The following is a 13,338-nucleotide window of genomic DNA, read 5'->3' on the forward strand; positions in this document are numbered from 1 at the left end:
CCGTGGAATCGAGTGTACTGCACATTACGCATTACTCTCTGGGGGATTTTCCTTGTAAGTATGTCGATGTTTGCATTTTCAATACTCTTTCCCTCCCAAGATCTTTCCTACACCTTTTCTGATTCGAAAGTAGGAGGCAATGAACTCGTACGTCCTCGCACCGAAGATGGAACCACTCGAGAAAACGGTCGCATCCACGAGGGTGAAACACTCATTGTCGACGCTTCCGTGCTTGGCGATTTTTCCCATTCGCAAGTGAGTATTTCCATGAAAGATTCCCTTGATATCACGAAGCTGCGAAATATGAACATCGTCACCAGGCGATCTCAGCAGGCATTCTTTTATCCAAAAGGTTTACCGGCAACTTTCCCCAGCGGGACACTCCTTCGACATGGAAGCGAAGTCTTCCTTATCGATCCAGATGGCACACGCCATCGGTTTGCCTCCGAAGAAAGCGCGCGCTCATGGGGCTATGATACAGCTTCATTTCTGTCAGTTTCCGATGAAGAACTCCTCGCCAATCCCGAAGGCGCCATCCTTACCGAGACGAGTAATCATGAAACTCCTCCCGACGGTGCTTTTATCCATTCGGAAGACACCTTTTATCTCTGGAAGAACTCGACACTCTTCCCTTTTGTAAGCGCTGGCGCTTATTTTGAGCGATTTCCCAAAGAGTGGGCGCTCGAACGAGACGCAGCATTTATTCATGCTCACACCGTTTCCGACGAATGGATTGCCTATCCAAGCGGCTCACTTCTTGCTTGGGGAGACGGCGTCTTCATTATGGACAATGCTTCACCGCGACCCGTACTCGGTGCCGATATCTTTCTTTCTCTCGGATATTCTTGGGATGATGTCCGCCCCGTGAGTGATGAAGAAATCAGCCTTGAACAAAAGGGGAAATTTATTGATCTCCGCGTCCCACATCCAAATGGAACCGTCCTTCTTGATACGCGCGAGAATAGATACTTCCTTGTTCAAGACGAAACACTTCGAGAGATACAAGGTGTGTCAATGCTTCATATGTGGCTCGGCGAAAAACATCCGATACTCGTTTCTTCTGACGATCTTGAACAACGCGCTTCCTGCACACCGAACACTCCGTCGTTTTTCTCTACCGATAAAATAGTCTGCTCGGTACCGCTAGAAAACCTCGCAAATCTTCATGGCGACACCTATGAGTTTTCTATTCCCTTTGCCAATAAGGCTGACATAGACTCCATGGACATTGTATTCAAAAGCTCTCTGCGAGAACAAACTTTTCTTACTACTCTTTCCAAACTCAAGTCCAGGATACTCTCGCGCTACCTTCCTTCCCCATAGACGAGAATTAGAGAAGAGCGGATGTAAAGACACATTGTAGAATATTCCTTTTGCTTTTTGTTACGGTATGAAAAAATTCTCACTGTCACGAGCTTCAATGAAGGCATTTTTCGAAAAAGAAGAGCTTCGCATGATTGCAGTGCTTCTTTCTCGTGAAGCGATAGCACTCTCGCTTTTTTCACTCGCCATACTTCTCTCACTCGAGAGCCTCCTGCCGGGAACTGTATCGCTACGAGAAGGCATGCTCTTTTTTGTCCTCGGAATAGCCGGGGCGATTCTCATCGAGCGACGCCTCTCGAGCACCCTCCAAGCAACATCATTACAAGAGGTATCAGTGCCTGCTTCTGGAAAAATGCGCATTTTGTTTTGGGGGTTTATTCTCTGGGCGGCATTCCTTTTTGGAAACGCTCTTTTTGGATTTCATCCTGCTATTATTTTCATTCTTCTCCTCATTACCACTCCCCTTCTTGCTCTCTTTTTCAACATGGCATTTGGGAGGGAATGAGTACGACAATTGAGGTGCTATTCCAGAATCCACTCAGCTGTTTCTTGGGCGCATTTGTTCCAAGAAAATTTCTTAAGTTGTTCCCTTCCCGCTGTAATGAGGGTGGTACGTTGCGAAATGTCATTCCAAAGTTCGGAGAGAATATCTGCGAGAATACCGCTTCGATTGGCATCGAAGAATTGCGCGGCATCGCCAGCCACCTCAGGGAGACTGGAATTATTGGCACAGACTACCGGCACACCAGAAGCAAATGCTTCGAGTATCGGGAGTCCAAACCCTTCGTAGAGTGACGGATAGACAAATATCCGCGCATATTTGTAGAGTACAGAGCGCTCTTCAAAGGACACACGCTCCGTCATCACAATACGATCGCGGAAAATGTTTTTCTCTCGCGCTTCGAAAATCTTGGTACTCATCCACGCTGCTTCACCAGCAAGCACGAGCTTTGCCGACGGATGAGACCTTCCAAATACCGCAAATGCCTCCATCAGGCGAATAAGGTTTTTCCTCGGTTGAAGTGCACCGACATACAAAATATATTCTCCATCGGTGAGATGAAATTTTTCCAGAATAGCCATCTTTTCATCTTGACTCACGGATCCTTCCTGAGGAATATCAAAGCCATGATAAATCACACGGATTTTGCTTTCGGAAATATGAGGGTACCATTTCAGGATATCTCGCTTGGTTGAGTCCGAAACAGCAATAAGTCGCGTCGCATGCCGGACAGCGAAATCCGTGAGCCAGTTCAATTTCCATACATCTTGTGATGGGAAATGCTCCGGAAACAATTTGAATGCGAGGTCATGAATCGTCACGATAGACTGAGTACCCTTCGGAAGAAAGACGGGAAGCGCCTGCACTGGCATAAACAATCGCCCTGGATGCTGTCGAAAAAGTTCCCAGGCGAAACGCGTCTGTGTCCACGAAAGAGGAAATGGCACGGTATGAATGTGATAGTTCGGGAAAGCAGGCGGCGTGAGATAGGGATTAAAATCTCTCCAGTGAAAGAGGTGCCACGATTCATCGGGGAACATTGCCCCAAAACGCTCGAGAAGACGAAGGAGATACACGCGCGTCCCATCAATACGCTCGGCATCAAGATCAGCTGCTTGAATAGCAATGGACATAGAGACTACGCTATCATTGTGCCAACGAAATCCTCTCCGAGAAAGTAGCGCTCGAGGTTATCGATATCCGATCCATTCATCACGACGACAGAGAAACCTTCTTCTTCGGCAAGTTTCGAGGCAACCGGATCAAATGGCGCACTCATGCCAGGGCTCCACGTATTTCCGACCAGTTTGCGAAATTCCGACCACCCGAGTCGATCAAAACGCTTCGCATCAGCCCGCTTCCGAGGATCTGCTTCGTAGACGCCATCCGTATTTGAAAGATTGATAATGGTTTTGAAATCAAGATATTTTGCAAGCACGGTTGCAATATAGTCGGTTGAGAAGCCGGGTCGCCACCCGCCGGCAACAATAATCGGCTCTTTCGCTTGGTAGAAGTCCTCGAGATCATGCGGATTGGTATTGATTCGCGGATGCGCCCATTCGCGGAAAATCGTACGAAGAAAGTGGGCATTCATACGCGTTGCATGAATGCCTAGCCAGTCTTGGTCATCATTCTCAATCGAGTGGACTTTCGAGGCGGCATCGATGTAGTTGCGAGCTGTTTTTCCGCCGCCTACGACGAGGATAAACGAATATCCATCCTGAATGCGCGACACAATGCAATCATGAAATCGCTTCACGAAGTCTGTATCGATGCCACCATTTGGTACCACAAGCGACCCACCGACAGAAATAAGGAATCGCTTTGATTGATCGTGTTTCATTGTTTTTGTATATGATCTAATCTATAAGAGAGGCCACCTCTTCGAAAGAGAGAATGTTCGATTCATTCTCGGTTCGTCGCTTCATCTCCGCGCCACCTTTCTCGAGTGATCGCTTGGAAATGACGAGGCGATACGGTATGCCGAGAAGATCGCTGTCGCCAAACTTCTCCCCTGCCCGTACATCTCGGTCATCAAAGAGCGTCTCGATTCCTGCACCCTGGAGTTTTTCGTACCACTCACCCGCTTCCTTGTCGGCGTCGAGTGAGAGAAGATGCACTCGAAATGGCGCAACGCTTTCCGGCCATACTATTCCTTTCTCATCGGAAAGTATTTCAACTATCGTTCCCATGAGTCGCGTCGGACCAATGCCGTAGCTTCCCATGATTATTGGTTGTGCCGATCCGTCTTCATTTGTGTATGTCAACCCAAGTGCCTCCGAAAAACGCGTTCCGAGTTTGAAGATGTTTCCGACCTCGATAGACTTCAATTTTTCAAGCTCGTTTTTCTTGAGATTGAGATCATTGAGCACTTCATCTGTGTAGACCTCTTCGTTTACAGCGATATCTTTTTCCCGCGAAAGATAAATGGTGTCTTCACCAGCATTGCTTACCGCCTGAAACTCATGGCTATATTTTGAAAATACTCCACCACTCGCAAATGTTTTGAATGTTTGTTTGCCAATGCCGACTCGGGAAAATATTCTCGCATACGCTTTGGCACACTGCTCATAAAAGTTATCCAAACCTTCCTCCGTTGCGTTGAACGAGTAGAGATCCTTCATGAGAAATTCCCGACCGCGCATAATGCCGCTTTTTGCACGCTCTTCGTTTCGGAATTTTGTCTGTATCTGATACACGTACACGGGTAGGTCACGGTAGGAGGTAATATGTTGTTTCATGAGTGCTGTTACCGCCTCTTCATGAGTGAATCCAAGTCCAAGTTCCGTGCCGTTTTTGAGTGAGGTCTTGAACCAATTATCCACCGTCTCATCAGACCAGCGATTTGTTTTTTGCCACAATTCCGGATTTTGGAGTGCTGTCATAAAAATCTCCTGTCCGCCTATACTGATCATTTCTTCTCGAATGATAGCTTCAACTTTTCGAAGTACTCGCAATCCGAGTGGCAAAAAAGTATACACCCCTGCCATTTCTTTGTGTACAAATCCAGCGCGAATGAGAAGCTGCGCGTTTCGACTCACTTCGTCCGCAGGATTTTCTTTCCGAGTCTTCGTGAAAAGTTCTGATTGTTTCATAGGATGCATTCCATAACAGAAAAGACGGCTAATATGCTTTCTTTCCAAGAATACACCGTTTGTGCTACACTGACAATCCATTCATCCGAGTAATTTTGTTTCATCTATACGCCCATTATGGCACTTATCTCCATCAAAAATCTCTCAAAAACATACGGGTCTGGACTCCATGCGCTTCGTGATGTATCGCTTGATATCCACGCCGGCGAAATATTCGCACTCTTGGGACCCAATGGCGCCGGGAAGACGACGCTCATTGGCATCATCACTGGACTCGTGACGAAAACATCCGGCGATGTCCGCGTTGATGGCAAAGATATCGAGAAGGACTATCGCTACACGCGGAGTCTTATCGGGTTTGTCCCACAAGAAATCTCGCTTGATATCTTTCTCTCTGTCGAGCAAATTCTCAAAAATCAGCGCGGATTTTATGGTAAGCCGGCAAATCCAGCACTTCTCGAGCGCATAATGCGCGACCTTTCCCTCTGGGACAAGCGTCACGCCGAAGTGCGTTCGCTCTCGGGTGGCATGAAGCGTCGTGTCCTTATAGCCAAAGCTCTAACCAATGAACCGAGGATTCTCTTCCTCGACGAGCCGACTGCTGGTGTCGATGTCGATCTCCGCAAAGACATGTGGGGGCAAGTGCAAAAACTCCGACAATCCGGCACGACGATTATTCTCACCACGCACTATATCGAAGAAGCTGAACTCCTCGCGGATCGAATCGGCATCATCAACGAAGGCAAACTCATCCTGGTTGAAAACAAAGAAACTCTCATGAAAAAAATGGGCGAAAAAACCCTTGTTATCCAATTGAAAGAACCGATGGCTTCGATTCCGACGGCATTTTCTCAGTACCGACTCACGCTCTCCGAGGACAAACAATCGCTTTCCCTGCAATATTCCGTCGAAGACCATGTCGTTTTCCCATTTTTGCAAGCACTCAAAGAGCAGAGCATTCTCGCCTCCGATATCACTACCACCGAAACATCCCTCGAAGAAATATTCGTCACCCTCATTGGAAAAAAATAGCGCTTATTTCATCAACTCTCCCTACACTATGAACTGGATCGGATTCAAAACTATCTTCATGAAAGAAGTCGGGCGTTCGAAAGACGTTATCATACAAGCGTTCCTCTCGCCTGTCATTACAACACTCCTCTATTTCCTCGTTTTTGGAAGCGCAATCGGCGGAAATATACCGCCAATTCACGGTGTACCCTACGACCACTTCATCGTGCCCGGACTCATCATGATGGCGCTCCTCATGAATTCCCTCATGGCAGCATCAAGCGGTATCTATTTCCCACGCTTCATCGGTACGATGAGCGACCTCCTCACGTCCCCACTCTCCTACCTCGAAATCGTCATGGGTTTTGCTCTTTCTGCCGCCGCTCGCGCTCTCGCGATTGGCATCACGATATTTATCATCTCGTGGATTATTACGGGCATCACCGTTGCACATATCATCTTTGCGCTTCTTTTCGGACTCCTTACTGCCCTTACCTTTGCCATGCTCGGGCTCGTCCTTGGTATTTGGGCAAAGGACTTCGAACAGCTCAGCATGGTGCCAACACTCCTCCTCACCCCACTCACCTTCTTGGGCGGCATATTCTACTCAGCAAGCATGCTCCCACCACTTTGGCAAAGTGTCACCCGAGCAAACCCCGTATTCTACATGATAGACGGCCTCCGCTGGGGATTCTTCGGCGTTTCGGATACCAACCCCTGGATAAGTGTCATCATAACCAGCGCCATTTTCATGCTCTCCGTCCTCATCCTCCGTCGCATGTTCCAGACAGGATACCGATTGAAGAATTAAGCTACTTCACCAGTTCGTGTTCGCGGGTTGCGAAGACGCGATTGGTGATAGGCGTGTCGCCGACGAGCGTGCCATCGACAAGAGAGAGCATGCGCTTGCCGTGGCGAGCGGTCGTCGACTCGTGTGTGACGAGGACAATGGTTTTCCCTTCATCGTTCAGTCTCTGCAAAATCGCCATGACGGCAAGTCCTGATTTGGAATCGAGATTGCCCGTCGGTTCATCGGCAAAGATAATATCCGGATTATTGACAAGGGCGCGCGCAATAGCGACTCGCTGCATTTCTCCACCTGAGAGCTGATTGGTAAAATAGTCAGCGCGGTGCTCCATGCCGACTGAGCGAAGTGCTTCCATGACACGGTTGCGATGTGCCACTTTCCCCATACCAGCCCAGGCAGCACCAAGCGAATCGAGAATACTTCTAAACCCACCTGCCTTGAATGCTCCACGGAAAGTTCTTTGATGAATTCCGTACATGTCGTAGAGAAGCGGGAGCTCGACATTTTCAAAGACACTTGTTCGCGGAAGAAGATTGAATGATTGAAAGACAAAGCCGAGACTTTTGTTGCGTATTTCGGCAAGTCGGTCAGATGGAAGCGTACTCGCGTCTTCCCCAGAGAGAAAATATACTCCTGTTGTCGGACGATCAAGAAGTCCCAAGAGATGCATGAGGGTGGACTTCCCCGACCCGGACGGTCCCATGAGTGCGACAAATTCGCCTCGCTCTATCGAAAACGTCGCACCTCGAAGTGCGATAGTTTGTACTTTTTCTTCTGATACATAGGTTTTGGCAAGATCCCGACAGGCAATAAGTGATGGCATAACTCACGGAATTCATGGTGTACTTGATACCACTTTCTCTCCTTCGGAAAGCCCTGAACGAATTTCGATCTGACCATCATCGCCCCGAAGACCAGTTGTCACCTCGCGATCCTCAGCAGTACCATTTGAAGTCAATACTTTTGCAAATTGCTTCCCGTTTTCTTCGCGCAAGAGTCGTGAGGGAATCTCGATCACATCGCGTCGTTCATCTATGTGAATATCCGAATCGCCACTCATGCCCGGCTTGAGGCGCGCATCAACCGAGGTAAGGCGGAGTTTTACGACATAATATACGACATCCTGAATAATCGTTGCATCGGGTTTAATTTCGATTACTTCCGCCGGGAGCACATTTTTCGAATCAAATGCATCAAAAGAAATATTCGCCGATTGTCCCAATTTCACTTTGGTGATATCGGATTCCGGAACCTTTGCCTCAAGCAAAAGGTCGTGGGAGAGGAGCTTTCCAAATGCACCCGAAACCGCCGAGCCTACCACTTCGCCCTTTGAAAAGTTCACCTTGGTCACCAGCCCATTGACTGGCGCGGTAATATCCGCCTTCTTTGCACTGGCAATGGCAATGGCATATGTTGCCTCCGCTGATTGAATGGCGCTCGTTTCAATAGTTGTTTGCGCGGCAGACTCGAGTGTCTGCGTTTTTTCTTGCGCAGCATCCCAAGAATTCTTGGCATAGCGAATCGAACTCTCTCGATTTTTTTGCGCCGTATCGCGCGCCTCATCCGCTGCTTTCCGAGCATTTGTTGCCGCCGTCAGCGTGAGTTTTGCACTCTTGGCAGTCGAGCTCGAAGCGCCACTATCAGACACGACCTGATTGTAGTATGATTCCGCATCATCTTCGTAGTCCTTCGCATTCTCATAGGCAGCATCGGACGCGCTTACTTTCTGATCCTCCGCTTCTTTCACGGTCTCATAATAAGATTTCAGATTCTTCTCACTTTCTCGCGCTTCACGGAGCGTATTGTCATTCATACTCGCACCCGCTTTTGCTTGTTCGAGTGCCGCTCTCGCACGAGCCACTTCCCCCTCAAGCGTTGCCGATTCGAGCGTTGCCAGCGTCTCGCCCGCCGCTACTTTTTGTCCCTCCTCGACCGCGATTGATTTTATGCGCCCGGGTATTTCAAAATTTAAATCGATTTCTTCGGAAGCAACAAGTGACACGCTCGCCGATACGGTTTCCGTGACGTCTCCTCGTATAACTGGTATGGTTTCGTAGTTCGGTGTTACCGACGATTTCTTCCAATACCAAAAACCTCCGCCAAGAACGAGCACACCGAGAAAAATGAACCATCTTTTGAATTTCATAGGAGAAATCGTTGTCATCGTTTCATTACCGCTTTGTCCAACGCTTCATTGACCATGCGATCCGCTTCTTTGTTTTCTTCGCGCGGAACATGATGAAAACTCACCTTCGCAAATTTCGGGATTTCTTCTTGTATAAGTGCAAACCAGTGTTTCATATGTGGATGCTTCACGCGATAGCGCCCGGTGAGTTGTCGCATTGCGAGTTCACTGTCCATTCGACACTCCAGATGAGTCTCTTTTGCACGTGCTGTTCCAATCGTCTCAATCGCTCGCTTCATCCCCGAGAGAATCGCTGCATACTCTGCCTCATTGTTTGTGCCAGTACCCAAGAACTCTCCATATCGAATATCAAGCGTCTCAAGAAACACACCCAGTGCCGCCGGTCCCGGATTCCCCCGCGACCCCCCATCCGTATACATAATAATTGTTTCCATATATTCAAGTATACCATCTCTCAGGCTTTACGAAAATAAAAAGACCGCCAAGAAAATGACGGTCGAGATTCCAAAAGTACATGTGTGCAACCCTCCAGTCTACTTTAGGTGGGCAGCATTTTTGCTATTTCCCTAGCGATATTTTTACGATAGGTACGTTCGTCGTAGATAGCGAGCAACAAACGGAACGACCACCGAACTTTAAGCGATTCATCACCGGAGAGTTCCAAATCTGTCGGTGGATGCCCACGGGCAATACCAACAAGAAAACAGTTGGTGTCATCATGAAAAAGAATACATTGGGCAAATATTCTTGCCTGCAATAATTCTTCTTCTGAGAATCGCCGGCGAATTGCGGAGATAAGATGCTCATGCTTCTTCATGAAGGCGAAGGCGCCTTCCTCTGAAATCAGCCATAACGCCTCATTTTCCGCAAGAGATTTGTCACCGAGGTTCATCGAGCGAATAAAACGCCCAATAGAAATATTCTCCCGAAAAAAGAAGGTGAGGAGCATAATGACCGCTCCAAGATAGGGCTGTATATCCTGAAGAAACCACTGAGTTTCCGCTCTTTCTAGAAACCCGTGAACTTTTTTTTCAAACACTTGAAAATGCCTATCCATCTTTCGTCTCCTTGAGCTTTTTATGAGCTCTTCACAACGGGATTTTTATAACAAAAAACCACCTATACGGAGGCATGTAATTTGAGCATGTCGGTCGTTTTGGTAGTTTCCGTAAATTGTGAAGGAACGAAACCCCTTCACTACTACCTTTGTTCTAGTCTCCTTCTTGATGAATGTCAAGAAGGCGCCATTCAAGCCGTGTTGAGCCATTCCATCGATTCTCCTCGAGGTGAAAAACCACATCTACTCGTTCGCCTTTCTGCAGGTTTCCCCATGCCGCTCCCATGCCAAATCCGATCCCGCCAAAAACGCCCTTCTCTGTCCGAAAGGAAAACTTGAGATGCTTCCCTTCTTTCCCTACCAGGCGCACCTCATCGACGATGACATCGCGGATGAGGAATGTCGGCTCCGGATTTCCCATGCCAAAAGGTCCGAGTTTTTTGAGACGAGTCGCGAAATCTGGTGTAATGCAAGCAGAAGAAAGCTCGAGATCAATATCGAGCCGAACAGTCATATCTGTTTCGGCAAGCTTCCGATTTACAATCGACTCAAGCTTCTCGGCAAAAGCATCGATGTTTTCGTTGAGAATCGTCGCCCCCGCCGCCTGACTGTGCCCGCCAAACCGAACCAAAAGCTCGGAACATTCCCCAATCGCTTCAATCATACTGAGCGCCGGAATGCTTCGAAATGACCCGGTACTTTCTGCCTCTCCTCGATGAAAAACAGCCGTCGGCTTCCCAAGCTCATGAGCGATTTTCCCAGCAACCAGCCCGGCAACACCAAGCGGAAATTGCTCGCCTACAGCAAAAATGAGTTTGCGATCATGATACATTGTCTCGGCGAGTGTCCGAACCTCCTTCGCCGATGCCTCACTCACTTTTTGTCGAGATCGATTCTGTTCTTCGAGGTCAAGCGCCAGGAGCCTCCCCTCGTCGCGCCTCTCGGTCATGAGGAGTTCGTGCGCGGTCTTGGCATGTGCCATACGACTCGCCGCATTGATACGCGGAGCAATCTGAAACGCAATCGTTTGCCCTGTCGGCAGATGATCCTCATCAATAGGAATTTTCCCCACAGCAAACATCTCCTGCAAACCCACATGTCGCGTCTTCGAAAGCACAATGAGTCCATATTTCACAATGACGCGATTCTCTCCGATAAGCGGCATACAGTCCGCGACAGTTCCAATAGCGGCAATATCGAGCAGCCATTTCAGTTCATCTATTTTCTCTGGAAGAAAGATTTGATAGAGCGCTCGAGCAACCATAAACGTCGTCCCGGCACCACAGAGTTCGTCGAAGGGATACTTCGACCCGGGCAGTTTCGGATTGACGATAGCATATGCTGCCGGGAGCTCTTCCGGCACATGATGGTGATCGATTACGATTGTCTCCATCCCGCGCGAAATCGCATCGCCTATCTCAGCATGATTCATCATGCCGCAGTCGACCGTAAACACGAGTTTCGCTCCGGCTCGCTCAAAGGCGTCGAGCGCATTGCGGTGTAGTCCATGCCCCTCCGTCAGTTTGTCGGGAATATAAGGAATCACCGAAATGCCGAGACGTTCCAAGACGCGTCGCAAAATAACCGATGATGTAATGCCGTCAGCATCATAATCGCCAAAGACGCCAACCTTTTCATGTCGCTCGCGAGCAATACCAATCCGATCGACGATTTTTTGCATATCGTCAAAAAGGAAGGGGTTGCCGAGATCCGTATCATAATTCGGCGTCAGGAATTTCTTCCGATCTTCTTCGGTCGTCACGCCACGAAGCGCGAGCAATATCTCAATCGGATCATTGGTCGACGAAACCCCGCCCGCTCCGCTCGGGAGCGAACATCGTATATTCCACGTATGATTCATAGAAAATGATATTTTTCACTCTTCCATTACCCACCCTCCACTTTGCAAGGGAAGGTACCTCGTATTCGAGGCGAAGGGGTCTTCCAGATCAGAGCCTCAAACCGAAAACGCCCTCAATCTCCCCATTTTTTTTCAAGAGGAGGCGGTAAATATCAAAATCGAGCTTTTTCATCCAATGTGAGCTTTTTCTTGATACTACGTGCGCCGCGTCGGGTAAGTGAATCTGCTCGATCTTTCGTCTCGATAATCTGCCGCGCAATATCATCAATCACCGTATCAGTCGACGCTTCAACACTCTCACTCGTTTCTTCTGCACGAAAGAGTTTCTGTTTCGGCACATCCACCATGACTTCGACACGAAACTTCCCCTGCTTATTTCGGTCTACCTCTACTTCCAGTTTCGACGAAGCAAGCACAAGCTTCTCAATACGAAGCAGTCGCTTTGCTACATATTGCATCGTCTTCCCATCCAATTCCACCCCCTGAAACAGAAATCGCGTCTTCATAGGTCAGATATTACGGGATTATTTTCCTCCTTGAGGATACAGTATAGCATACAATCGAGGGCGAGACTCTCAAAATCCGACCATCTGCACTTCTTCTTGGAGGCGGACATTCGCCTCGGTACGAACGCGCTGCTTGATGAGACTCGTAAGGATGAGGATACTCTCAGCCGTCGCCGTGCCCGTATTGATGATATAGTTTGGATGGATATCACTCACTTTGGCGCCACCCACTTCCTTACCACGCAGTCCCACATGATCAATTACCCATCCGGCAGGAAGTTTGTCATCCTTGACAGGCATACCTGTATCGAGTTCGAATTCTTTGCGAAGCGCTGCATTCGAAACAACAGGATTCATAAAGAATGACCCGGCACACAAGAGACGCTGTGGATGTTTTGTCTCACGCGTTGCAATAGTTTCGCGGATAATTTTCTCCAAATCATCCGGACGCTGTCCGGGAGTAAACGAAAATGTTGCCGACAAGACAATGAGCTCCGGATGCTTCTTGAAGGTACTCATCCGATAAGAAAATTCGCAGGCATCTTTCGAATATTCCCGTATGTCCAATGTGTTGCGGTCGAGTGCTCGAACGGATACCACAGCCGAGGCGGTCTCTGCGCCAAAGGCACCGGCATTGCCACGAATGGCACCGCCGATTGTCCCGGGTATGCCTGCGAGTCGCTCGATACCACCATAGCCATGATCTTTGGCAGATTCCACCACCGTATGCAGCGTCACACCTGCACCAATACGAAGTCGTCCCGCGCCATCATCAGCCAATTCACCGATCTCAATCTTTATCACGAGCCCCTCCCATCCACTATCCGAAAAGAGCACATTGCTCCCACCTCCCAAAACAAAAACGGGCGTTTGTTTCTCCTTCGCCCAGCGAAGCGACTCAGTCACCTCTTCCTCGGTCTTTGCTTCAACGAAATATCGCGCCTTTCCCCCAACACGAAAGGTCGTAAGTGGGTGCAAATCGATGTATTCTTGTACGGTAATCATAGGAGTAAAATTGTAAAACTCAGA

Annotated in this window: 14 protein-coding genes; 4 read left to right on the top strand and 10 right to left on the bottom strand. The window is 48.6% G+C overall.

The annotated features are described in order from the left end of the window. Window positions 1-60 precede the first annotated feature (60 nt). A complete protein-coding gene (locus IPJ67_02015; protein ID QQR77897.1) occupies window positions 61-1,323 on the top strand; it encodes a hypothetical protein in 1,263 nt (420 codons plus the stop codon). Between the two features lie 67 nt (window positions 1,324-1,390). Beyond that, window positions 1,391-1,828 carry a hypothetical protein gene (locus tag IPJ67_02020; protein ID QQR77898.1) on the top strand — a complete coding sequence of 146 codons (438 nt, stop codon included), beginning with the start codon at window positions 1,391-1,393 and terminating at the stop codon, window positions 1,826-1,828. A 17-nt stretch (window positions 1,829-1,845) separates the two neighbouring features. Here the strand turns inward: IPJ67_02020 and IPJ67_02025 are convergent, their stop codons facing one another. Genes IPJ67_02025 through IPJ67_02035 form a run of 3 tightly spaced genes read right to left on the bottom strand, consistent with a single transcriptional unit; the run spans window position 1,846 to window position 4,920 of the window. Then, the gene (locus tag IPJ67_02025) at window positions 1,846-2,958 is read right to left on the bottom strand and encodes a glycosyltransferase family 4 protein (protein ID QQR77899.1); all 1,113 of its coding nucleotides are present in this window, start codon (window positions 2,956-2,958) and stop codon (window positions 1,846-1,848) included. 5 nt (window positions 2,959-2,963) lie between these two features. Beyond that, entirely contained in the window at window positions 2,964-3,668 is a 705-nt protein-coding gene (locus IPJ67_02030) for a UMP kinase (GenBank protein QQR77900.1), read from the bottom strand. 16 nt (window positions 3,669-3,684) lie between these two features. Beyond that, window positions 3,685-4,920 carry a prolyl-tRNA synthetase gene (locus tag IPJ67_02035; GenBank protein QQR77901.1) on the bottom strand — a complete coding sequence of 412 codons (1,236 nt, stop codon included), beginning with the start codon at window positions 4,918-4,920 and terminating at the stop codon, window positions 3,685-3,687. A 114-nt stretch (window positions 4,921-5,034) separates the two neighbouring features. Here IPJ67_02035 and IPJ67_02040 point away from each other — a divergent pair, with 114 nt between their 5' ends. Continuing rightward, window positions 5,035-5,952, top strand: coding sequence for an ABC transporter ATP-binding protein (locus IPJ67_02040; protein QQR78030.1), 918 nt, complete (start codon window positions 5,035-5,037; stop codon window positions 5,950-5,952). Window positions 5,953-5,980: 28 nt separating this feature from the next. Continuing rightward, window positions 5,981-6,742, top strand: coding sequence for an ABC transporter permease (locus IPJ67_02045; GenBank protein ID QQR77902.1), 762 nt, complete (start codon window positions 5,981-5,983; stop codon window positions 6,740-6,742). A 1-nt stretch (window position 6,743) separates the two neighbouring features. On the opposite strand, the gene IPJ67_02050 is transcribed toward IPJ67_02045, so the two are convergent. The 7 genes from IPJ67_02050 to murB all read right to left on the bottom strand — a co-directional run bounded on the left by IPJ67_02050 (window position 6,744) and on the right by murB (window position 13,314). Beyond that, a complete protein-coding gene (locus IPJ67_02050) occupies window positions 6,744-7,562 on the bottom strand; it encodes an ABC transporter ATP-binding protein (GenBank protein ID QQR77903.1) in 819 nt (272 codons plus the stop codon). 12 nt (window positions 7,563-7,574) lie between these two features. After that, window positions 7,575-8,885: an efflux RND transporter periplasmic adaptor subunit gene (locus IPJ67_02055; protein QQR77904.1), complete on the bottom strand. Its 1,311-nt coding sequence runs from the start codon at window positions 8,883-8,885 to the stop codon at window positions 7,575-7,577. A 14-nt stretch (window positions 8,886-8,899) separates the two neighbouring features. Continuing rightward, window positions 8,900-9,319: a ribonuclease HI family protein gene (locus IPJ67_02060; protein ID QQR77905.1), complete on the bottom strand. Its 420-nt coding sequence runs from the start codon at window positions 9,317-9,319 to the stop codon at window positions 8,900-8,902. Window positions 9,320-9,423: 104 nt separating this feature from the next. Continuing rightward, a complete protein-coding gene (locus tag IPJ67_02065; GenBank protein ID QQR77906.1) occupies window positions 9,424-9,942 on the bottom strand; it encodes a hypothetical protein in 519 nt (172 codons plus the stop codon). 154 nt (window positions 9,943-10,096) lie between these two features. Beyond that, on the bottom strand, window positions 10,097-11,803 hold the full coding sequence (gene recJ, locus IPJ67_02070; protein QQR77907.1) for a single-stranded-DNA-specific exonuclease RecJ: 1,707 nt from the start codon (window positions 11,801-11,803) through the stop codon (window positions 10,097-10,099). 152 nt (window positions 11,804-11,955) lie between these two features. Next, the gene (locus IPJ67_02075; protein QQR77908.1) at window positions 11,956-12,309 is read right to left on the bottom strand and encodes an HPF/RaiA family ribosome-associated protein; all 354 of its coding nucleotides are present in this window, start codon (window positions 12,307-12,309) and stop codon (window positions 11,956-11,958) included. Between the two features lie 69 nt (window positions 12,310-12,378). Further along, entirely contained in the window at window positions 12,379-13,314 is a 936-nt protein-coding gene (gene murB, locus IPJ67_02080) for a UDP-N-acetylmuramate dehydrogenase (GenBank protein ID QQR77909.1), read from the bottom strand. Window positions 13,315-13,338 lie beyond the last annotated feature (24 nt).

Source organism: Candidatus Moraniibacteriota bacterium, from assembly GCA_016699385.1.
Taxonomy (GTDB): Bacteria; Patescibacteriota; Minisyncoccia; order Moranbacterales; family UBA1568.